This window comes from Paraburkholderia sp. BL25I1N1, assembly GCF_003002025.1.
Taxonomy (GTDB): Bacteria; Pseudomonadota; Gammaproteobacteria; order Burkholderiales; family Burkholderiaceae; genus Paraburkholderia.
This window is the reverse complement of record NZ_PVZB01000036.1, coordinates 49,253-70,580: the sequence shown is the minus strand read 5'-3', so window position 1 is coordinate 70,580 and position 21,328 is coordinate 49,253. Positions and strand designations below refer to the sequence as shown.

General features: G+C 57.2%; 18 protein-coding genes and 4 pseudogenes. 14 read left to right on the top strand and 8 right to left on the bottom strand.

Features of this window, described 5'->3' with window-relative positions; translation table 11 throughout:
• Window positions 1–197: 197 nt before the first annotated feature.
• Together B0G73_RS36175 and B0G73_RS36170 are read left to right on the top strand one after the other, a co-directional pair.
• Window positions 198–617 (top strand): annotated as a pseudogene (locus B0G73_RS36175) (tyrosine-type recombinase/integrase); the annotation flags it as partial.
• 325 nt (window positions 618–942) lie between these two features.
• Window positions 943–1,536 (top strand): VOC family protein, encoded by a 594-nt coding sequence (locus B0G73_RS36170; protein ID WP_181196736.1) that lies wholly within the window; start codon window positions 943–945, stop codon window positions 1,534–1,536.
• 387 nt (window positions 1,537–1,923) lie between these two features.
• Here B0G73_RS36170 and B0G73_RS36165 read toward each other — a convergent pair whose 3' ends face one another.
• Window positions 1,924–2,442 (bottom strand): MarR family winged helix-turn-helix transcriptional regulator, encoded by a 519-nt coding sequence (locus tag B0G73_RS36165; RefSeq protein WP_106285852.1) that lies wholly within the window; start codon window positions 2,440–2,442, stop codon window positions 1,924–1,926.
• 355 nt (window positions 2,443–2,797) lie between these two features.
• On the opposite strand from B0G73_RS36165, the gene B0G73_RS36160 reads away from it, so the two are divergent.
• A complete protein-coding gene (locus B0G73_RS36160) occupies window positions 2,798–3,217 on the top strand; it encodes a transposase family protein (RefSeq protein ID WP_146144275.1) in 420 nt (139 codons plus the stop codon).
• Window positions 3,218–3,707: 490 nt separating this feature from the next.
• Here B0G73_RS36160 and B0G73_RS42025 read toward each other — a convergent pair whose 3' ends face one another.
• The 5 genes from B0G73_RS42025 to rraA form a co-directional block, all read right to left on the bottom strand.
• A complete protein-coding gene (locus tag B0G73_RS42025; protein WP_181196734.1) occupies window positions 3,708–4,013 on the bottom strand; it encodes a class II aldolase/adducin family protein in 306 nt (101 codons plus the stop codon).
• 355 nt (window positions 4,014–4,368) lie between these two features.
• Window positions 4,369–5,238, bottom strand: a complete 870-nt coding sequence (locus B0G73_RS36150) for a fumarylacetoacetate hydrolase family protein (RefSeq protein ID WP_106285849.1) — start codon at window positions 5,236–5,238, stop codon at window positions 4,369–4,371.
• Complete coding sequence (locus tag B0G73_RS36145) at window positions 5,219–6,451, bottom strand: FAD-dependent monooxygenase (RefSeq protein WP_106285848.1); 1,233 nt, start codon at window positions 6,449–6,451, stop codon at window positions 5,219–5,221. Before B0G73_RS36145 ends, B0G73_RS36150 begins: the two co-directional genes overlap by 20 nt.
• A gap of 14 nt (window positions 6,452–6,465) precedes the next feature.
• The gene (locus B0G73_RS36140) at window positions 6,466–7,443 is read right to left on the bottom strand and encodes a cupin domain-containing protein (RefSeq protein ID WP_258194136.1); all 978 of its coding nucleotides are present in this window, start codon (window positions 7,441–7,443) and stop codon (window positions 6,466–6,468) included.
• A complete protein-coding gene (gene rraA, locus B0G73_RS36135) occupies window positions 7,440–7,967 on the bottom strand; it encodes a ribonuclease E activity regulator RraA (protein WP_106285847.1) in 528 nt (175 codons plus the stop codon). Before rraA ends, B0G73_RS36140 begins: the two co-directional genes overlap by 4 nt.
• A 419-nt stretch (window positions 7,968–8,386) precedes the next feature.
• Here rraA and B0G73_RS36130 point away from each other — a divergent pair.
• A pseudogene (locus B0G73_RS36130) lies at window positions 8,387–8,997 on the top strand (IS5 family transposase); the annotation flags it as partial.
• A gap of 190 nt (window positions 8,998–9,187) precedes the next feature.
• Here B0G73_RS36130 and B0G73_RS36125 read toward each other — a convergent pair.
• On the bottom strand, window positions 9,188–10,138 hold the full coding sequence (locus B0G73_RS36125) for a LysR family transcriptional regulator (RefSeq protein ID WP_106285846.1): 951 nt from the start codon (window positions 10,136–10,138) through the stop codon (window positions 9,188–9,190).
• 212 nt (window positions 10,139–10,350) lie between these two features.
• Between B0G73_RS36125 and B0G73_RS36120 the strand changes: the two are divergent.
• A pseudogene (locus B0G73_RS36120) lies at window positions 10,351–10,686 on the top strand (transposase); the annotation flags it as partial.
• 30 nt (window positions 10,687–10,716) lie between these two features.
• Here B0G73_RS36120 and B0G73_RS40820 read toward each other — a convergent pair.
• Window positions 10,717–10,983 carry a hypothetical protein gene (locus B0G73_RS40820; protein WP_181196737.1) on the bottom strand — a complete coding sequence of 89 codons (267 nt, stop codon included), beginning with the start codon at window positions 10,981–10,983 and terminating at the stop codon, window positions 10,717–10,719.
• Between the two features lie 232 nt (window positions 10,984–11,215).
• Between B0G73_RS40820 and B0G73_RS36115 the strand changes: the two genes are divergently transcribed.
• The 9 genes and pseudogenes from B0G73_RS36115 (at window position 11,216) to B0G73_RS36070 (ending at window position 21,216) form a co-directional block, all read left to right on the top strand.
• Window positions 11,216–12,307, top strand: a complete 1,092-nt coding sequence (locus B0G73_RS36115) for a porin (protein WP_106285845.1) — start codon at window positions 11,216–11,218, stop codon at window positions 12,305–12,307.
• A gap of 698 nt (window positions 12,308–13,005) precedes the next feature.
• A complete protein-coding gene (locus B0G73_RS36110) occupies window positions 13,006–14,370 on the top strand; it encodes an MFS transporter (RefSeq protein ID WP_106285844.1) in 1,365 nt (454 codons plus the stop codon).
• Window positions 14,371–14,392: 22 nt separating this feature from the next.
• Window positions 14,393–15,220 carry a VOC family protein gene (locus B0G73_RS36105; protein WP_181196733.1) on the top strand — a complete coding sequence of 276 codons (828 nt, stop codon included), beginning with the start codon at window positions 14,393–14,395 and terminating at the stop codon, window positions 15,218–15,220.
• Between the two features lie 88 nt (window positions 15,221–15,308).
• On the top strand, window positions 15,309–15,761 hold the full coding sequence (locus tag B0G73_RS36100; RefSeq protein ID WP_106285842.1) for a nuclear transport factor 2 family protein: 453 nt from the start codon (window positions 15,309–15,311) through the stop codon (window positions 15,759–15,761).
• A gap of 16 nt (window positions 15,762–15,777) precedes the next feature.
• Window positions 15,778–16,602 carry a fumarylacetoacetate hydrolase family protein gene (locus B0G73_RS36095; RefSeq protein ID WP_181196732.1) on the top strand — a complete coding sequence of 275 codons (825 nt, stop codon included), beginning with the start codon at window positions 15,778–15,780 and terminating at the stop codon, window positions 16,600–16,602.
• An 81-nt stretch (window positions 16,603–16,683) separates the two neighbouring features.
• The gene (locus tag B0G73_RS36090; protein WP_106285840.1) at window positions 16,684–18,429 is read left to right on the top strand and encodes a bifunctional 3-(3-hydroxy-phenyl)propionate/3-hydroxycinnamic acid hydroxylase; all 1,746 of its coding nucleotides are present in this window, start codon (window positions 16,684–16,686) and stop codon (window positions 18,427–18,429) included.
• A 269-nt stretch (window positions 18,430–18,698) separates the two neighbouring features.
• Window positions 18,699–18,977 (top strand): annotated as a pseudogene (locus B0G73_RS36085) (hypothetical protein); the annotation flags it as partial.
• Window positions 18,978–19,585: 608 nt separating this feature from the next.
• Complete coding sequence (locus B0G73_RS36080; RefSeq protein WP_374957049.1) at window positions 19,586–20,512, top strand: HTH-type transcriptional regulator ArgP; 927 nt, start codon at window positions 19,586–19,588, stop codon at window positions 20,510–20,512.
• A gap of 254 nt (window positions 20,513–20,766) precedes the next feature.
• On the top strand, window positions 20,767–21,216 hold the full coding sequence (locus B0G73_RS36070; RefSeq protein ID WP_146144274.1) for a hypothetical protein: 450 nt from the start codon (window positions 20,767–20,769) through the stop codon (window positions 21,214–21,216).
• Window positions 21,217–21,328 lie beyond the last annotated feature (112 nt).

The window sequence follows — 21,328 nt, the reverse complement described above, 5'->3', positions numbered from 1 at the left end:
CTAACCTGCAGATGCCGGATATAAGCCTGCAACCAAATCCTCGTCTAACATCACAGCGATATTACCTTGCAAGCCGGGCGGCGTTCATATAAGCGTCAAGCAGTACGGCCGGCGTGTCGCGCTCTGTTTGTCGTTGGCCTTTCGACGGCGATAGCTTTCTACATTCAGTTCGAAGATCGTCGAGTGATGGCCGCACGGTCGGGAAGGGCTGCGCCGAAGGGGGGCCAGTAAGTGCTTCGCGGATGGCTGACCTTACGCGCTACCGGGCTTTTCACGGACTGGCGCCGACCCCGTTGGGGGATGAGACGACGCCCGCAATCATGAGCGTCTCGGGTGACCCGAACAAACACCTGACACCAGCGACGGTGTATCTCATCGTCAAGGAGGTTTTCCGGCGAGCCGCCGGGATGCTTGAAACGAGCAATCTGGCAGGCGCCGCAACGCTGCGACTTGCGTCGCCCCACCAGTTGCGTCACAGCGCCGCGTCACACCAGGCGGAATGCGGCACCGACCTGCGCTTCATCCAGAAGAACATGCGTCACGCATCAATCCAGACGACCGGCCGTTATTTTCACGCTGAGGATGACCAGCGACACACCGATAGCGTGCAGGAGTAGGAGAAAAGGTGCGCCCTGATTCCTCGCGTGCGCATGGTGCTGACTTTCAGTGGACGAGGGCCTACCGCATCAAAGCGCGGGAGAGACCCTTCATAAACCCCCTTGCCTACGCTCGCTCCGCAGCTTGCTCTCCAGCCGAACCGCTGTATGAGCGGCTTCTCCCTCCGCTTCTGCCAGAACGCCCGACGAGTAGCTAGTAAGCCTAGCCTGCACACGGGCAAGTTTGCTTGAAAAACTTGAATAGTTCAAGTATGTATGCTTGAATTATTCAAGTAATATTGGAAGCACAGTGCTCGCGTCGCCGGGCCATTAACTGGAGATGACAATGCAGCAGACCTCGACCGTTGGAACGACGAAGCTCGATGAGCCGGACCTGAACAGGTTGAAGCTTCGCGGGGTGCATCACCTCGCACTGAATACCGAAGACATCAAGACGACAATCGACTTCTACGTCGAAGTGCTCGGTATGCCATTGATACATGCCATGAAGATTCCAGCCGGCGTAGATCGAGGAAACCCGCCGTTTCAGCGTATTCGGCACTATTTCTTCGATATGGGGAATGACAGTCTGCTGGCTTTCTTTGAGTTGCCGAAAGGTGCGAAAGAGAAAGCTGACCGCAACAGCGTCGCAGCCATGCAACATGTTTCGTTTTCAATAAGCCCGTCGCAAGTGGATAAACTTATGAGCCGACTTGTCGATGCGGGGATTGACCACATGGGCCCACTAGAATCTGCGCCTGGAACATATTCCATTTATTTCTATGACCCTAACGGAATTAGGCTTGAGGTCAGCTATCAGAACTGTGGAGGCGATCAGCACGTCATTGCACACTTTCGCATGTCCCGGGATCAACTGCTGACGGAACTGCGCACGGTGACAGCAGACGAGGCGTGGCTAGCGCGAATTGCCGGAATATGACGTGAACCGTCGATGATAGTTCGCCCAGTCATTGATGATCGGGCCGAGCAGGCAGATAAGATTGACCTGTTTGGCCAATGCCTTGGCTTTGATGACTGCGCGCGCACTTTCTTCAGAAATGGTTGAACATTCCTTTTTGATGGCTTCATGTCATAGCTTGAACCTGAAGCAGATTCGAGCGTTCGGACTGTTCGTTAGCACACTCGAGCTCGGCCGGCGCTCATAGGAATTTGCCGAGCCGGCGGTTTTCATTATCGGCCACATCGCCGCATTTACATCTTGATTTAAAGCTCAATCTAATCCGGCCAGACCTTCGTTCGCTTTTCGACGGGATCGATTTGCTCCGCTCTCAAGATTTCCCGACTCGCGGCAACGCTTGAGGCCGGCTCACCGACTGGCGCGGGGAGCGCGCGAAATGTCCTGCCAAGGCGAAGGCCCTGGTTCTTGCGGCGTGACGTTCTGCAGCATATGGTCAAGTATTGCGTGAAGCGACTCCACGTCCTTTTTCTTCAGCCCGGAAAGCAAGATTCCCTGATGCTTGGCACTGACTTGCTGACACCGACGTGCAATCACGGCCCCGGAATCGGTCAGGTATATCTGCACCGAGCGGCGTTCGGTCGGGTTTCGTTCCCGATGCAGCATGTTCTTTGCCACGAGATGGCGCAACATGTGTGACAGCGCCGACGCCTCGACGCAGGCAGCAGCACAGAGATCGCCCGCGCTGATCCCGGGGCGCTCCAGGACTAACAGGAGAAGTCGCGCCTCTTGAATGCTAATTTCCCATGCTGCATAGTCTGCACTGGCAATTACTGCCAGCTTTGCCAGTACTCTATAGATTTTAAAGGGAACAAAACGTTCGAGTTGTGTCGTCGCAGGGGCGATTTGCGCAGTAGGGGCGCTTTTCATCGTACTCGAGGGCGGATTCTAGAGAGTATTTTTGGCATGTCGGGCCGGCAAATGCCGCAGCAACCACTTCAGGAACGTTTCTGCGCATGCCGATCACCTTTCACAATGAATGCCTGCCTGTGGGCCGGATGCCGGTCTGAGCAACGCTTAGCTGCACCGCGGTCAGTCGTCATTCTGTGGGCAGCAAAAGCAGGGCAACCAGGAAATGTCACCTCGCAGAAACTGAACAGAACCCGTATTTTACGTGATCCGACCGCACAGACCTCATAGTACCAGAATTGTTCAATCGTAATGTCGAGACGCATCGGCTCCCAGGGTCGTTAGCTTTTCTTCTTCCGTGTTAACTGGAAACAACGTGAAATCAGAGAGCATGGTCTTCGGCGGGGTGTTTTCGGGATTGCGTGACCGACGTGGGGCGCGCGGGACGCGCTACGAAATGGAGCCACTATTGTGCGCCGCGTTGGTGTCCCAGTTTGCCGGTGCAACTTCATTGCGCAAGATCGAGGCCTTCATCGACGAGCGGCTGAAGCCACTGAACCAATTGTTCGGGAGGTGCTGGCCGAAAGCGCGAGGCTGGGTGGGAATCAGGAGATTTCTGCTGGAGATCGACGAAGCAGAGATCGAGTCGGCGGTTCGCGTGCGTGCGCACGGGCTGATGGCGTCGTCCCGGCCGGATTGCAGTTCATTGGGGCGGACGGCAAAACCCGCACCCCCGGTGCCTCTGCCTGGCATCTCGAAGGAAGTGATTTTCTGCCGCTTTATTCGACCTCGGTGATCGTACATGGCGTTGAGGCCTCGCACGCACGTGCGTCCGGTCATGCGCGGTCCGTAGACGGTGAGCTTGACCTGCGACTTCGCTTGCGCCGAAAGGACTCGGAGGGCGGGGCGGTGGCATGAACCCCGGAGCAACTGTTCGCCGCGAACTATGCCGCGTGTTTCCACGGCGCTTTAACCCTTGTCGCGATGAAGCGTCGCATTCGATTTCCTGCCGACTTCAGCATCGTCGCCAACGTTACGTTTTAGCGGTGCGAGGACCAGGTGCTTGCATCGTGCCCTGGATTCCTCGCTGCGGTTCGCGCGACCGTTTTCCGGGTCCATCGCTATCTGGCGCTGGACCCGTCGACGATTTCCATCTTCCAGAACTCCCACGTGCGTTCCACCCGGGGCTCGCCAAGTTTCTCCGACGAGGCAGCTTTCTCTGTGGCGAGGTAATTGACCGTGCCGATCGAGGTTGCGGCGCTCTGGACCCTGGCGTTTGCTTCGGTCTAAATCGAGCGGTAGACAGCGCGCGATACGGTGGGTCCGACGACGGTTGAGCCATGGCCTCGCATCAGCACGACCGATTCATCTCCCGGGCACTCAACCAGTGGCTTGCCTCGCGCGATGGAGTCGATCATCAGGTTGGAAGCGCAGCCCGCGCTTTGCCGGATTTTGAACACAGGCGCCCCCCTTTCAGGAGCCCGCACGTATGACCTACCGGCGCAGCGGTTGGTCGACCACGCCAACGCCACGATGGCCGAAGAGTGGCTCTCTAGGTAAACGGGTGTACCCGTCGCATTCCAGAAGTTCACCGTTGAGTCCAAACTCTCGGATCTCGTCTGCGGTCACGAGTCCAAGCGCCATCCGTTTGCTCATCAGGAAACGATCGGCATGAACCAGGTGGCGAGCACACGCCCGAAGGCATCGACGATAACGCCTAATGCAACAGGATCTTGTTGGCCTGTTGGCCATCACCGGTTTGGCCTTAATCGCTGATACGGTAGGCCTCTGAGTGGGTGCCTGATCAGCAGCCCCAGCTTTTTCTTTTGCGTTCATGCGTCTCTCTCCTTAGCTCGTCTTTTTCAGCCCGACACGCTTTTTGCCCAAACTGCTGCACACCCCGCGGCCGACTTTGTTCCCGATTTTTTGCTTCGTTTCGCAAGGCAGTCAAACGATATTGCGCTTTTTATGGACTGCCACTTCCATGGCGCCGATCGAGGCGATCTCAGCATGGATGACGTCGCCCGCCTTGACCGGACCGACGCCGGCAGGCGTGCCGGTAAAAATAAGATCTCCCGGCTCAATCGAATAATAGGCCGTCGCAAACTCGATCAGTTCCGCCGTGTTGAGAACCAGGTCCCTTGTGTTGGCGCGTTGCCGCTCTTCGCCGTTGACCGTGAGGCGCAGATCCAGCACCCCAGGATCGGGAATTTCGTCTGCGGTGACCATCCAGGGACCGGCAACGCTGAAAGTATCGACCGACTTGCGCATGCTTCGGTCTTCGGTTCCGCGTACCGTCATGTCCAGGCCAATGCAATACCCGGCAACATACTCGAGCGCCTTTTCCTTAGGCACATTGCGTCCGGATTTGCCGATGATGGCGACGAGTTCTACCTCGTGGTCGTTACGCCGATCTGCATGTTCGATGAGCACGCCATGTGAGCAGCCCTGAAGGGAGCTCGTGGCCTTCAGGAACAGACCTACCATCTGGATCGTCAGAATCTTGTTGCCGTGATTGAGCTCGGTCTGGCTGACCGCTTCGTGCAGATGGTCCGCATAGTTGACCGGGGCAGCAATGATTTTTCCGGGATTGGCGACCGGGCTCAGTAAATTGACGCTTGACAGCGGCACGCGCGGTGCGGTTTTGGAGAGGGCCGCCAGTTCAGGCAACAGCCGCGGCAAGTTTTGGATGAATACATCGTGGTTCGGATACGGATAGTGGGCGTTGCCGAGTGATTCCAGAATCGTCGTAACGTCAGCAATTTCACCATCCAAAACCACGCCGATGCGATCCTCGTTAAACCGACAGATTTTCAATTCCGACTCCTTGATGTTCCATCTGCTCTGGAAAGGTCGGCTTCTCGTACACCCAGGAGAGGCTTTCCATGGCTTCTTGTGGCGAGCGGGTGAGCAATTGCTTGCGCAGGTCTGCATAGACGCCGCTAGCGTGATAAATCTCCCAGTAGAATCGCGACTGGTACTGCATGCGTACTGTGCGCAACTGCCGGTGCCCCTGGTAGGCAACGAAAGCAGACTCGTAATCGCCTTGGCTCTGCGCGATGTACTCGGCAATCCACACACCGTCTTCGATCGCCTGACAGGCGCCCTGCGCCATGGCTTGCAACATCGCATGGGCGGAATCTCCCAGTAAGGCAACGCGGCCGGTGGTCCAACTGGGCACCGGTTCCATCACGGCGATATCCCAGTGCTTGTCGGTCTGTACCGACTCAAGCAAGCGCTGCACATGGGCGCAAGCACCGCTAAAGATCTCCTTCAACTCGTCCGGGCCGCTGTGGTTCGCTTCGCCGCGGGCAAACCGGCGGCTGCGAAACACGGCGGCGATGTTGAACAACTGATCCGAATGAAGCGGGTAGTGCATCATGTGGTATCCCGGACCCGCCCACAGGACCACATTGTTTTCGAACAGATCGGACGGGATTTCCGCACGGGTCCTCAATCCACGATAGGCAACATAGCCCAGACTCTGCGGCTTGACGATCGAAGGATTCATCTGGCTGCGAATGGCTGACCAAACACCGTCGGCGCCGACCAGCGCCGCGCCAAAATGGGTTTTTCCATCGGCCATCGTCACGATCACGTGCTGTCCGCGGTCCTCAAACTTCTCGACCATCGAGGCGGTCAAGAGTTCGACATTGGGTAGCGCGGCGCAGGTCTCTAGCAGCGCCTCATGCAGATCGCCCCGATGAATCACGGCATAGGGCCGGCCATAGCGTTGCTCAAGATCGGTCCCCATGGGAAGCCGGGTGACTTCTTCCCCTGTCATGATGTCGCGCATGATGCCAGCTTGCGGTTTGTTGCAGAAACGCAAGATCGATGGAGTGATGCCAAGTCGGTCAAACATATGGAAGGCGTTGGGTCCGAGCTGTATGCCGTAGCCGATAGGCTGGAACTCGGGCGCCTGTTCGAGCAGCTTGACCTTGAAGCCCTTTTTACCGAGAGCGATTGCCGCCGTCAGTCCGCCTATGCCGCCGCCGGCGACAATGATTGGGTGTGTCTGTTGAGATTGCATATAACTTCGGCCCCTTATTGCATGGATTCATGACGGTAGTACCGCGTCCACCGCATGAGCTGCTCATCGCTGATGCAACACAGCACGCTGTCTTCGCCGGCATGGTGCTCGATGCGGTTCCACCCTGGAGAGGCAATCACGTCGCCAAACTGCCAGTCGAATTTACACTCGCCAATCGTCGAGCTGCCGCTGCCTTGCATGACCACGTAGACTACGTTGGCCGTGTGCCGATACGGCCGGCTGGACCATCCCTTTTGCCAGCCGCAGACCTTGAGTGTGAGCGTCGGCATGAACAAAGACGTATCGAGCAGAATGGTCTTGCCGAAGTGCCCCGTGCTGTCCGCCGGTGCATTTTTGAGGCTTTCCACCGTGTCGGCCCAGGGAAAGCGCATGGGAGAGTGGCGCGCTTCGCAGGTCACAGGCTCCCATCGCTCAGGATGCGGCTCATAAAACATGGGTTCGAGCAAATGGGTCAACGGGACATCCAGTCCATCGACCCAGAATGCCTGTTCCATGCCCTCATGGCCGTGACCGTGCCAACAACCGCCCGGCGTCAACACAATGTCGCCACTGTCCATAGGGTGCTTGCGGCCGTTGACAATGGAATAGGCGCCATTCGAATCGAGCATCACCCGCATGGCGTGCGACGAATGCCGATGGGACATCGCTGTTTCTCCCGGTAGAACTGTCTGGTATGCACAGATGATGGTGCGCAAGATGGAGAAATCGTTGTCAGGGACCGGGTTGCGCATGACAAAGTTGCGGCGTTCGGCAAGGTCAGTTCCCAACACTTTCGCGGCCTGCTGCATGAGTTCGCGTGCCGCAACGTATTTCCACTGTGCAGGGATGAACTGTGACTGCATTTCCTTCCAGACCAGCGGTATCTGGCGTTTGATCCAGCCGGGCGTCATGTTGAGAGATGCGATCGTTGCTTCAAGTTCCGGCAACGTCCCTGACGCCAACTCTCTGACCATGCCTTCCTCCATATTCATGCCCCTTCAGTAATGGATAACGACTCATTAGGGAGTGGATTGTTCGGTTTAAGGAGGTCGGACGGTCCGGTCAGCACCGAATCCTCGTCGCAATAGACCCACATGTCGCGGTCGAAGCGAATTCCACCAAAGCTGACCGCGTCACCTTTCAGGCTTGGCTGCGCTTCACGGCTGCGCAATGCAGTCACGCCGAGCGCCTTGACGCCGATGTCGATCTCGTTGATGGCGACGCTGTCGCGTATCGCTCCATAGATGACCACGCCGACCCAGCCGTTGGCCGCGGCAATGCTTGCGAGGCGGTCGCCGAGCACGCCGACACGAAGCGAAGCGCCGGCGTCCACTACGAGCACTTGGCCTTCGCCCGGCTGGCTCACGACTTCACCGACTGGGCGATGGTCTTCGTGAACGCGTAGTGGGTAGCAATGGCCATGGAAGCGCAGGCGCTTTCCGAAGTTCCTGAATTGCAGATTGCACACCTGCGTGGTATCCACATTGGCGTCGGACAAATCCGCGTTCGAAAGCATTTCGTCTCCAGTGTCTTTGATATAGGCAAATCATAGAGTCCGACGCTGCCCGAGGCTATGCCATAAACTCAACTTCGGTCATTCAGATTTGAGAATAGTTGGTTGGTAGCGTTCCATCTTCGTGGACGTCAAGGGAGGGCGATCTCCCGGGTTGGGCGGGACGTCCGAGCTTGCCCGCAAAAAAATGGATCCCTTGCTGAGCGTGTAAAACACAGGCAAGGAGGAATGAAAGATGGGTAAGCTGCTCTTGTTGTGCGCCGAGACTGAACAGCTCGTCCTGTCCGGCGGCTGGACGGATTAGCGCGTGATCCTGGGCATGACAGACTGGAGTTGAACGAGGGCAGGCATCGCAAGTCCAGGTGCAGATGCAGATGCAGATGCAGATGCAGATGCAGATGCAGATGCGGATGCGGATGCAGATGCAGATGCAGATGCTGGCGCTGGTCAATGAAATCCTGACCGAGAAAGCCTGATGCTTAAGGCTGGGTCGGCAGTCGACGCTACCCTGATTGCCGCGCCTAATTCGACAAAGAATGGCTGCGGCACGTGCGATCCGGAAATGCAATCCACGCAGAAAGGTGGCAACCGGTGCTTCGCGATGAAAATGCATATCGGCGTGGACGCCGACTCGGGCCTGATCCATGCCATTGGAACGACGGCCAATGTTCAGGCACTACTGTAGCCCAGGTGTTGCTGCATGATGAAGAAACGGATGTGTACGCGGCGCCCGGATATCAGGGTATTGAAAAGCGCTGTGAGACTAACGTGGTTCGTTGGCATGTGGCAATGCGACCGGCAAAGCGCAGGAAACTGGATCTGAGCGATTCGTTGGAGGCGATCTACGATCAGATCGAGCGCCTGAAGGCGGGTATTCGGGCCAAGGTTGAACACCCCTTTTCGCATCTTCAAGCGACAGTTCGGTTACGTGAAGACGCGCTATCGTGGTTTGATGAAGAACACTCCCCAGATCTCCATGCTGTTTGCTTTGGGCAATATATGGATGGCGCGTAGAGCGTTGCGCAAAGCTTGAAACACCGGGCCGATGAAGATCACATGTCTGGGTGGAGCGCTCCGGCGCGCGGAAAAGCTCGCCTTTGACCGCTCTGCAAGTGCCACTTTCGCCTTGAACGCCGCTGAGTGCGTACGTCGGGTCTCTTCTTCATTTTTCTGGGGTCCTCTTTGCTGGCCATTATGGCCGACTCAGGCCCGAGCTGTTCCACTTACCGGTCCGTCCGAATTTCCGGCGTCGCCTCTCTCATGCAGTCCTTCCTGGACACCTCTAATACGGTCTTACGAAGCCAGGCATGTGCACAGTCGTGCTGAGATCGCGGATGCCAATGTTGCGAGACGCTGATTGTCGGGGTGGGGAGCGGAACCGGCAGAATTTTCAGAGGATGGCTTTTAAGTAGAACGACCGCGAGTCGTTCAGGAACGGTTGCGACAAGGTCGGTCGATGCCAGCATCTCGGGAATGCCAAAATAGCTCGGCATCACTACCGCGAGGTTAGCGGAAAAATTCGCCTTGCTGAAGACACGCCTCAGTAAAGCGAGTGAACTGCCGTTGCCATCGACAATAATGTGTTGGGACGCTGCATAGGCCGAGGTCGTGATTCCCGTTTCTGAAAGCGGATGATCGGCACGGAGCAAACACACGAATATGTCCTTGAACAGCGCCTGCCGATATAAGCCGCGCTTGCCTAGTCCCATAAACCCAATAGCGAGATCGATGTCACCGCTTTCGATGCGCTCGGGCGTCTCAAGGCTCAGCGGACAGACGTCGAGTGTCATATGGGGCGAGTGTCGATGCAAAAAATCAATGATCGGCGGCAGCATAACCAATGTCCCGGCGTCGGCTAGAGCAATGCGGAATTTCCGCCGCGCGTCTTTTGCCGAGAAGACGGTCGCTCGCTCCCGCGATTGCTCGATAAGCCGGACTGCTTCCAGCAGGGGTTTGGACAGTTCAACAGCACGTACAGTGGGCTGCATCGTCTGCCCGCTGCGGACAAACAGCGGATCTCCGTAATGTCGCCGCAGTTTGCCTAGGGCGATGCTGATGCGCGGTTGCGTCGTGTCCAGCGCCTCAGCGGTACGCGAGACACTGCGCTGGCGAAACAACTCCAGGAACATTTTCAGATGCGCTAGATCGACACCGCCTGACCGGGCTTCGTCCATTATTCGCTTCCGAGAATAATCAGATTACAAATCATGCCATGGCAAGGATGATACGACTTGACTATTGTCGAAGGCAAGTTCTTGGGGCTTTCGAATTCAGAATGGATTGCGCGGCTCACGAGGCATGCGGGTTCAAGCAAAATCGCGCTTGGCCACTTCCTTTTCGTCCGAGCTATCTAGGAAACAGAGCCAATGAGGTGAGGGGCAGTTCGATGATGCAACTTGGTCTTGGTCTGGATCGGTCAACGAAGCGCACGCGCAAACGGGAATCTCTCGATAAGATACGACGCATTGCCCTCGTTGCAGCTGATTTCGCTGACCGAGCCGCACTATCCCACGGGCAAAACCGGTCGGTCGCCGTTTCCGATTGCGACGATGCCGCAGCTTCATTTCACGCGGCAACGATTCGGTCTGCCGGACCCTGCTATGGAAGAGGCGCTCTATGACGTGCCGCCGTTTCGCGAGTTTGCGGGTCTCGACGGCGGATGGTTCGCTTGCCGGATGAAAGCATGATTCTCCGGTTCCGCCACTTGCTGGAAATATACGGAGAGATATCGGGCTTCGCCAACTGCTATAGCCTAGACGCGACGATTCACAACATTCGCAACTGCCTCAAGGAGCGCAAGCAAGGGCTGCATGATGGCCAACAGGTCGGACCGGGCGAGGAATACCCGATGGGGAAGATGAACCGTAGCATTCGATGCGCAGATGAGGACCTCGCCAGCGAATTCCATTAGGGCCAGCAGGCAGATACCGGCCTGCGAAAACGGGCCGGACATAAGCGTGCCGCCTTTACCTGTCTGCCAACGTCGCAGAATTGTTTGCAATCCGGGAGGCGTCCACATAAGACCTTCCTTAACAGCATTCTTCGACCCACGGCAGGACCTTTGTCCATTATGTTAAAAGTTATCAAAAGAATAAACGGGATTTATTCAAATAGACGATAGAGGAGAATCGTTGCGTCCGATCGACGATAAGGCTTATTTGGATTAGATGGCGAATAATATTGTGACGTAAATTAAGTAAAAAAGAACCGCATAGAAGTCACTAAATTTAAATACTGGAGACAGGTTGATCATGGAGATCAAATGGAGTGCGGCAGCGCTGGCCGTAATGACGGGACTCGCATATGGGAAAAGCAGTGTCACACTTTATGGAATTGTTGATACGGGAGTGTCGTACTACAACCATGCGGCTGCTAACGGTGCAACGTCTATTGGGATGCCGCTTCCGACTGGCGAACTGCCTTCGCGCTGGGGCATGAGGGGCACCGAGGACCTTGGTGGAGGCTACAAGACGTTCTTCGTGCTCGAATCGGGATTTCAGTCGAGCACAGGTGCGCTGAATTACGGCGGACGGATCTTCGGGCGACAAGCGAATGTTGGCATTAGCAGTGACTACGGGTCACTCACGCTCGGTCGGCAGTACAACATGACGACGTATGTGCTGACGAATGCCGATGTGATCGGCCCTTCAATTCATTCGCTCAACAATCTTGACCCGTATTTGCCGAACGCGCGCAGTGATAACGCGATCGGTTATCTAGGTAAGTTCAACGGCGTTACCGTCGGCAGCACGTATAGCTTCGGTCGTGACGCGGCAGGACCAGCTGGGCCTTCGGCAACTAACTGCGCCGGCCAGGTGCCAGGAAATGCGCTACCGTGCCGTCAGTACACAATGCTTCTCGCCTATGACTCCGCCACCTTTGGGATGGCGGCCTCCTACGACGTCTCCCGGGGTGGGGCCGGAGCTTCGGCGCCGCTTGGCAATAGCGCGTACACGAGTACGCATAATGTCGTTGACGGCTATTTCATGTTGGGGCCGACGAAACTTGGTGTCGGTTGGATCAGAAACAACACGGCAGCGGCCACACATTTGCAGACGGATATACTGTTCGCGGGGGCAACGTATTATTCGACGCCGGCGTTTTTCATCGACGCTGAGGCAGTGCGCTACCTGCAGCGCGGAGCATCGGGGCAGAATGATGCAAATTCGACGTTGCTGATTGCTCGAGTCAATTATCTCTTCTCGAAACGAACAACGGCGTACACATCAGTTGGATACATCTTCAACAGTGCGCAGGCTCGGAATGCAGTGGCCGCAGGCGGCACGGTCGAGACTGGGATGAACCAGTTGGGTGTGATGGTTGGCTTGCTACATAGGTTCTGATTTTTATACGGGAACCTCTGCTTTTACGAGCGGCGAATGGAGCGAATTCCGCGGCGATGTTGATGATAACCGCGCGTCGCTTCTTTGCTCCGCGTTGCGGCCGGCAGCGCGACACTCACGATCACCATATTCAGAGAGGCTCGCCCCTTTTGCCGCTTCCGCCGCATCGGGCAATTCAACTTCTTCAGCAATGCGTTGGGCGTAGCGGCACATTGCTGTGCCGCACCTAATATCGTCAGCAACAAATGCAGTTCTTCAACTCCTGCCCGCAGGTCGTCATACTTAAGCAGGTCATGTATTCGACGGCAATGCCCGCCTCCAGCTATCCCTGATCCGCCGCGATACCGTGCGCGGGCGTCCCTCCGACCGAACGCTTCGGCGGGCCGCCGATTGAATCATTCTCCCTCGGGACACCGACTGTTGCGCGCCGTTGCGCTTCGCAATTGGCTCGTCTCGAACCTCAAAACTGCACCTGCCAGGGACGAGCATTGCCACGTCACTGAGTGGCCCGCGCCATTCTTTTATTCGAATAACCTGATTAAAGGTTATGGCATGGCAGAAATGATGTGACGTGGCTATCGTTGAGTGGACGATGCTCTTCACGCTGGGATCCGAGTTCATCGATGATCGCGAACTTGAGGAGTCGCATAAAAAAGAAAAAGTTTGAAATACAAATTAAATAATCGGAGACGATCAAGATGGCTCAGCTTGAAGTGCTAAAAATTCGCGACGTGGTCGATTCGAGGCCACTAGGCATCATGCAGTGGGTGACGATGGCGTTGTGCTTTTCCGTCGCCGTGCTCGACGGTACAGACACGCTGATGATGGGCTTCGTTGCGCCGCCGATGTCGGCGTCGCTGCACATTCCGATGAAAGAGTTTGGGCCGGTTTTCAGCGCTGCCTTAGTGGGCTTGTTGCTCGGAGCGCTGATCTGCGGGCCGCTCGCGGACAAAATCGGACGTCGATGGCTTCTGATCGGCTGCACCACGTTTTTTGGTCTGCTAACCGTAATCACGCCGTCGGCTCAGACGTTCGATCAACTGTTGGTCATCCGCTTCCTGACCGGTCTCGGCCTTGGTGGCGCCATGCCGAGCGCAGTAGCGATCGCTTCGGAATACTCTCCGAGTCGCATGGCACGTACCTTCGTGGCGTCGGTATTTTGTGGCATGCCTACCGGCGGCATGATTGCCGGCATCCTTAGCTACATGCTCATTCCTCACACTGGTTGGCAGTCGGTGTTCTACGTTGGCGGCATCCTTCCGCTCGTGATCGCCGTCGCGCTGATTGCGCTGGTGCCCGAGTCGGTTTGCTTTTTGGTGGGAAAGGGCGCAAGCGCCGAGAGGATCAGGAAAATCGTTGGCCGTATTTCACCGGAGTTGGGGGATACGAACCGCTATCGTTTCATTTCCGACGAACCCGTCCGCAGCGGTGTGCCCGTGAAGTATCTGTTCACTGAAGGGCGAGCTTCACAGACCATCCTGCTCTGGATTCCATACGCGATGAATCTGCTCATTCTTTATTTCGTCGGAAGCTGGATGCCTGCACTTTTGCATTCCGCCGCGTTGCCGGTGTCCGCCGGAATCGTCGCGGTTTCGCTCTGGAACGCAGCCGGTGTGTTCAGCTCTCCGGTTCAAGGGGTACTGATGAATCGATTCAGCCCAGGAAAGGTTCTGTTTGCCGAATTCTTCGGGTACATCACGCTGACGCTGCTTCTGTCGACCATCAATCTTTCCTTCGTTTCGATCATGTCGACGATTTTTGTGATGGGCATCTGTGTTCAAGGCGCGCAAGCGGCGCTCAATGCACTGGCGGCGGAAATCTATCCAACGAATATCCGCTCCACCGGCGTTGGCTGGGCGTTAGGGGTCGGCCGGGTCGGCTCGATAGCGGGCCCGTTGCTGGGCGGGGCCATGGTCGCGCTGAACTGGGACCTGTCGACCATCTTTGTGGCCGCGGCACTGCCTGGTGGGATCGCGATGGTCTGCGTGGTGGCAAACATGTTGATGCGGAGAGGCAAACTCCTACACCAGCGTGCGCACGATACACAGACCGCCCCCCATTGAAATGACATACAGGAGAAGCGTTGTGGGAAATTTATTCGCTCAGCTCGATCATCTGTCGATTGGTAGTCCAGACCCGGAGGCGTTGGCGTCCTTCTACGCGGAGGCGCTAAACCTGGACATCTCAAAAGGGCCGCAAGGGTCATTCGAATGTACGGGGCGTGAGCGGCGCGTAATGATTTCAGCGGGCGAAAGAGGGCAACTGTATTTTGCCGCGCTGAATTTGCCGTCGCCGCAGGCGGTCGGCGAACTTCGTGCGCGGTTGACAGACGAGGGAGTCGACATCGAGTCGGCGCCGCCGAGTCTGTTCGAAGGAGAGACTCTTTCGGTCGTTGATCCGGACGGCAACCGGCTCGTATTCGGTCACGCCACCCGTCAGGATGCTGGCGTTGGCATGACGGCCAGACTTCAGCACTTCGCCGTGGGTACAGCGAACATCGAGGAGATACTGGCGTTTTATCAGCGTGTTATAGGCCTGCGGACCAGCGATGTGATCTGTTCCGAAGACGGCAAGGTCAGGACAGCCTTTCTTCGGGCCGGCGATGAGCACCATATCCTCGCGGTGTTTCTCGCTCCGAAGCATTCCTTCGACCACCACTGCTACGAGGCTGGCGACTGGAACCTGATCCGGGACTGGGCCGACCATTTCGGTGAGCTGGATGTTCCGCTGGACTGGGGACCTGGGAGACATGGCCCCGGAAACAATCTGTTCATTATGATTCGCGATCCCGACCGCAACTGGCTCGAAATTTCCGCCGAACTGGAACTCGTCGCACATGACAAGCCGACGGGGAAATGGCCATATTGTGAGAAGACAGGCAACCATTGGGGCGTTGCTTATTTGCGCAGCTAAACGTGGCATTCGCGTTGATTGCGTTGAATGCGGGAGCGCCCGAGCATAACGCATCGATGTACATAGCGTTTCAAGGAGCGGAATTACGATGGAATCCGTAAAAACCATGTCATCCGTCATCGATACGGAAACGCAGATGGCATGTGTCGAAACCGTGGTCAATTTCATGGCGCACTTCGACCAGGGTGAGTTCGAAGCGATGGAAGCGTACCTCGCGCCCAACGGCCGTTGGGTGCGTGCCGAGGGCATCATCGAAGGCATTGCGGGGTTGCGCGAGTTTGCCGGAAAGCGTCGATCCGATATCCGGGTGCGTCATGTGATGACAAACTTCCGCCTGACGCAAATCGATGAGGATCACGTCACGGTTCGATGCTACGTGAGCGTCTATCGAGAGGATGCTCCGCACGGATCCGAACCCGTCGGCTTGCCCGGCCCACATCTTGTCGGGCGTTACACCGATGAACTGGAACGGGTAGGTGGGGTGTGGAAGATCAATCAAAAATCGGTGATCCGCGATTTCGTCCGCGGCGAAGGGAGCTAATATGCGGTTAGCTAATGTGAGCATCGCCGGTGTCGCCAGGTTCGTGGCGATCACGGACAACGGGTTTGTTGAATTGGGGTCGCACTTCGAAGGGCGCTGCGATTGTCTGGCGGATTTGTTCCGCGACGATCTGCTGGCGGAGGCCAAAGACATCGTGGCATACGCTGCAGACACGGTGCCACTCGGGACGATGCGATACTTGCCGGCACTACCTGACGACAAATGCAGGGTGATCGCGATTGGATGGGCGTACGCCGATCATCAATTGGAGACCGGGCGCGCGGCCCCCGAATTTCCGAGCTTTTTTTTCAAGATTCACGAAGCGTTTGTCGGACATGGCGAGCCGCTCTCGAAACCGCATGTGTCGGACCGTTTTGATTTTGAGGGAGAGGTGGCGCTCGTCATCGGCAAAGGTGGTCGCGATATTCCGTTGGATCAGGGGCGGTCGCATATTGGCGGCTACACGATTCTGATGGACGGATCCGTGCGCGACTGGCAGAAGCACAGCATTCCGGCAGGAAAGAACTTCGCGTCAAGCAGTTCGATCGGTCCGTGGATCACCACGGCGGACGAGATCGACGACCCTGCGGGGATGTTGCTGACCACGTATCTGAACGGCAAGTTGATGCAGCAGTCCGAGTTCGGCCAGATGGCATGGGACCTCGGTTACCTTGTGCACTACCTGTCGAACATCTTCCCATTGAGGCCTGGCGACATCATTTCGACTGGCACGCCCGCAGGCGTCGGACAGAAGCGCCAGCCCCCCGTGTTCATGGCCGCCGGCGACGTTCTTGAAGTGGGGGTCGAGGGAATCGGCGTGCTGCGCAATCCGATTGAATGACGCCAGCGTGGAGATTGCCGCAGGCCGTGCGTGCTCTCCATGTTGACCGGTCCGACACGCTTCAAGGACAGATAGAATCCTATGAATTCTGCTCTTCTCCGGGTGGCGGCACCCCGGCACCTCGACGAAACGTACTTCCCGGTCGTGGTAGTGGGCGCAGGACCCACTGGGTTGACGCTGGCCAACCTCCTAGGCACATACGGTGTCCGGACGCTGACCCTGGAGCGCAGCGCCAACGTGCTGGACGAGCCGCGCGCGGTCAGTATTGACGATGAGAGCCTTCGCACCCTGCAGGCTGCGAATGTCGTCGAAGACGTCGTCAAGCAGATCGTGAACGGATATGGCACCTGGTATTACTCGTGGCGTGGGAAGAAATTCGCGGAGGTCGAGCCGACCACGACTGAATACGGCTTCCAGAAGCGAAACGCGTTTCGGCAGGAAGTACTTGTCGGTCGATTGCGCGACAGCCTGAAGCGATTCGAGCATGCGTCGCTGTGGTTCGAGCACGAGGTAGTCCGATTCGTCGACGAGGGCAATAGTGTTCTGCTGACAGTGAAGCACGCAGACGGAATCAAGCACGTTCGCTGCGACTGGCTCGTCGCTTGCGACGGTGGACGCAGCGGCACGCGAGAGCAGCTCGGCATCAGCTTGGTCGGCAAGACCTATGACAAACGATGGCTCATCGTCGATCTGGTTGGCCGGATGTCGCCTTTCCGCCATACGCGGACCTTCTGTGATCCCGCGCGACCGGCGATCCGGCTGCCAGGACCCGAAGGCACGCTGCGCTACGAGTTCATGCTGCATGACCACGAGGATCCCGAAAAGGCACTCGATGAGGCTTGCGTGCGCACCTGGATTCGGGCGCGTGACCCGGGCGACGCGGATTTGCCGATTACCCGCAAGGTGGTCTACACGTTTCATGCGAGGGTGGCTAACCGCTGGCGCGCCGGACGTGTATTGCTCGCTGGCGACGCTGCGCACCTGACTCCGCCGTTCGCGGGCCAGGGGATGAACAGCGGGCTGCGTGACGTGGCGAACCTGTCATGGAAGCTGGCGGCGGTCGTGAACAGCGGCTTCGCGCCATCGCTTGTCGATAGCTATGAGGAAGAGCGTCGGCCGCACGTGTGGTCACTGATCCAGATGGCGGTGCGGATTGGCGCGTTCATGCAGCCGAAGTCGGCGGTGAACGCGATGGTAATGCAGGCCGCACTGAAGCTCGTCTGCCTCTTTCCGCCAGCACGCGATTACATCCTGCATTTGAAATTTAAACCAAAGCCGCGCTTTCAAAGCGGATTCTTTGTGGGCAGCGCTGCGGCCTCACTGCCGATACCGGCCGGGCAACTGCTACCGCAGCCATTGGTTGAGCTGCAGGGCGGTACGGCTGTTCGGCTCGACGACGTGCTCGGGACCGGGTTCGCCGTGGTCGTTGCTTCGGACGCTATAGTAGCGGAGTTCCGTCGCATTCTCGACGGCGCCCGTGTGCCATATCGAGTGGTGAAGATCGTTCTAAAGGCCGAGGACTTCATCGTAGGGCATATACAGGGCGGAGTCGACGCGATAGCCCGTGATAGCGACGGCGTTCTGGAAGACATCATGCGCAAGGCGGGCGCGGACGTCATGTTCGTGAGACCTGACCGCTATGTGCTGGGTTACGCCAATTCGGGTGATTCGCGGAGTATCGACGCGCTCAAGCAACTGTTCGACTGCTTCGTATTGCCCGTTTCCGAAGGTTGCGAAAGCGGTTCTTCAGAGACGCGTCACATGTCTCCTTCAACTGGTGAAGGCACCGTCACGGCGGAACGCCGGAATAGATCCTCCACTTACTGAACACACTTCCATTCATTCACTTTTCAATTTGGAAAAACTTACTCTGGTTTGCACGGCTTCGCTCTCCATGGGCAAGCCTTTAGTGGAGTGACGTCATGACTGATCTCGCCATCAGGGCGACGAATGCCGGGTTATCCCTTCGCGACACCGATCCCGACGAGACCGTCGAATGGCGGAAGGATGTTGTCACGTTACTGAGGCGGTCGCGTGATGTGTCGCGATGGAAAAGACGAATCGCTCTATCACGTTCACCGCTTTCCCGCCGCGGTCGGTCGGAGAACAGCCACCAAGCTACCCGCGAACGCGAGGGTCGCATGCGGAGACTTCGCGACTGCAAACGCACGCAGGCACTCCTCTCGTGTTTCGGTCCGATACGGCAGCATTTCGCACTCGAGCGGCATCTGCTGCCTGCTTCGCTCTATCGCAAACATCCCGCGGTTCGGCTCGCTGCGTGGCGCGAATTCACCGACCTCACCCCGCAATCCGTCGAATGCTTGCTGACCAATGGCGACCTCTGCCACCGTTTCGTCTCGCTACCGGCAAGTTGAAAAAGCCTTGGACAGTTGCTGGCGGTACATTTGACACCGCCAATAAACAGGAGGGTGCGCAGGTCGCAGACCTTACGCCTCAGGTCCAGCAGGAAACGGAGCACATGACCAAGGCGGCATTTGCGGATCAGATATACACGAGCAAAGACCCGGCACGCGCCGCACTTGATGAAACCATTGGGAGCAGTAGTGCTCGCTGCAGCGGAGGGGCCGCCGCCCGACTGGCGAGTACAGATCCAGGCCGCATCCGCCGCCATGACCGGTTATGAGCGCCCGCGATTGTTGGTGCCGTTCGATAAATCGCCGCGGGATGTCAGGGGAAAGATCGTAAGAAGGGAAATTCGGGACGCAGTCTTGGCTCAGTATTGTCTTATGGATGGACCGCGACCAGCGTTTGAGCCGTCCAATGTCTCATCGTGATTCGTTACGGATTGAAAAGACGTTGGACTGAGTCGTTGCATTCGACCTGTTGAATCCGTCGTGGATGGCCAGACGTTAAAGACGCTGAATTGGCCTCTGAAGAAGACATCTGCCGACGTATGGTAAGGGAAACGTCTTGAGGCACGATTATCCGGCTCGCGCGCGGGTTGGGAACCCCAGGCAAGGCCATGAAAGAGGACGTGATGCTAAACTTTTTGTACCTGGAGACGTATGCCGCAGTGGTGGAACACCGACATTTCACACGCGCCGCAGCTACGCTGAACATTTCTCGCGGTGCTGCTTCACGCCGCGTCAAGATACTAGAGGAGTCTCTAGGGGCATTGCTTCTGAGCCGAGAACCGCCGCTTACCCCTACAAAGGCGGGCGAAGACGTTCTACGCTATTACATGTCTGTCCGCCTTTTGGAGGACTCGTTGCTTCGGCGCGTCATGCCTGGCAGTGTGGCGACGACGGCGCTCGCGCTTGCAGTGAACGCCGACTCGCTTGCAACATGGTTTGAGCCCGTCGCGCGCGACCTCGCACAGCATCATGCGGCCCTTGAGATCGTGGTTGATGATCAGGATCATACGCTTCAGGCCTTGGCGCGCGGTGACGTCAAGGGATGCCTTTCAACCCAGCGCAGACCTGCGGAGGGTTTTTTGGCTGAGCTCGTCGGGCAAATGCGCTACCAGTGCGTCGCCACGCCGCGATTCGCCTCGGAGTATTTTCCTGGGGGCATGACTCTGCCCAGTGTGCTCAGGGCCACGGCAGTTCTGTTTAACAGGAAGGACAGCTTGCATGACAACTTTCTGGAGTCGCACTTCGGGGTGTCAGTGGCCAAATATCTGAAGCACTATTTTCCCTCGTCGACAGCATTACTTAATGCGATCCTGGATGACCTCGGGTATGGACTTGTGCCTGCAATGCAGGCCGGACCGCTGATTAGCGCCGGCAGACTGGTCGCGCTCGCCCCTGGCCACGATCTTTTAATAGACTTGTATTGGCATCACTGGGAGCTGGAGCCGGAACCGCTCGCAAAGATCAGTGCGCTTGTTGTGGAGGCTGCGCGTCGGAGCCTGGACCAGACGGAGCCTCGGGAAGGAAGCCACACATGACAGGCTGCCATCCGGGGAGGCAGCGCCGCAATTGTGAAGCTGTTCACATCGATTTCGCTTCAACGCTCAAATTCGCCTACACGTTTTTCATGTGCACCACGGACCGAAAGATCACGGTAAGCGCTATTCGCTCTTTGGCGTGTAATTTTGGCTGCGATCCCGTGGGCGATAACATCGCGAACACGAGTGACACGATGAGCTTCGAGATTTCCCCGTCGCATACCGTTATCTGGCAGGGCACGTGAAGTCGCGAGGTGAGCCTTGCCATGCACGGCAAAATGTCTCGCGGCGACGACGTCGTCAAAAACAATGGAGAGGCCGGTCCTGACAAGGCCACAGTGAGGAAGATCGGCATCACACTGTTCGACGACTTGCGGCTCTGCGAGGCCGCGTATTTTATCGAGGCTTTCCACGCTGATATTGCACTCATCCGAAACGACCAGCGAATGTCTATGGGCCACGAGGTACATGTGGGCGTCACGCCTCACCCCAATTTTCTGATTCTGCGGCTCGAGATGCGCCGCATGCTTGTTAAGAACATGCTTCCTGTCGACACGATTACGCGACGTTGCGGCATTGATACGGGAACAGCCCCGGCGGAGCTGCTTCGCAAGCATCGCGCACAGACACTCACTGGCTATCGCGCGGGTCGAGTACGCCTCAAGGAGGCACGACCAAGGGAATTCTCGAAACGCTCTGAATAAATTGCGTAATGCGAAATTTCAAATGGCGCCGTGGCAATTGATGCGCACCCACCGGAGGCTCATCCACCGGAGGCTCATCCACCAGTTCCGGGGGAGCCGAAATCGGAGCTAT

Bases quoted from the DNA above. Each gene is read 5' to 3' on its own strand.
- B0G73_RS36140 (WP_258194136.1), bottom strand. From the start codon at position 7,443: ATGAATATGGAGGAAGGCATGGTCAGAGAGTTGGCGTCAGGGACGTTG.
- B0G73_RS36145 (WP_106285848.1), bottom strand. From the start codon at position 6,451: ATGCAATCTCAACAGACACACCCAATCATTGTCGCCGGCGGCGGCATA.
- B0G73_RS36100 (WP_106285842.1), top strand. From the start codon at position 15,309: ATGGAATCCGTAAAAACCATGTCATCCGTCATCGATACGGAAACGCAG.
- B0G73_RS36090 (WP_106285840.1), top strand. From the start codon at position 16,684: ATGAATTCTGCTCTTCTCCGGGTGGCGGCACCCCGGCACCTCGACGAA.
- B0G73_RS36125 (WP_106285846.1), bottom strand. From the start codon at position 10,138: ATGGACGAAGCCCGGTCAGGCGGTGTCGATCTAGCGCATCTGAAAATG.
- B0G73_RS36165 (WP_106285852.1), bottom strand. From the start codon at position 2,442: ATGAAAAGCGCCCCTACTGCGCAAATCGCCCCTGCGACGACACAACTC.
- B0G73_RS36110 (WP_106285844.1), top strand. From the start codon at position 13,006: ATGGCTCAGCTTGAAGTGCTAAAAATTCGCGACGTGGTCGATTCGAGG.
- B0G73_RS40820 (WP_181196737.1), bottom strand. From the start codon at position 10,983: ATGTGGACGCCTCCCGGATTGCAAACAATTCTGCGACGTTGGCAGACA.
- rraA (WP_106285847.1), bottom strand. From the start codon at position 7,967: ATGCTTTCGAACGCGGATTTGTCCGACGCCAATGTGGATACCACGCAG.
- B0G73_RS36080 (WP_374957049.1), top strand. From the start codon at position 19,586: ATGAAAGAGGACGTGATGCTAAACTTTTTGTACCTGGAGACGTATGCC.
- B0G73_RS36170 (WP_181196736.1), top strand. From the start codon at position 943: ATGCAGCAGACCTCGACCGTTGGAACGACGAAGCTCGATGAGCCGGAC.
- B0G73_RS36115 (WP_106285845.1), top strand. From the start codon at position 11,216: ATGGAGATCAAATGGAGTGCGGCAGCGCTGGCCGTAATGACGGGACTC.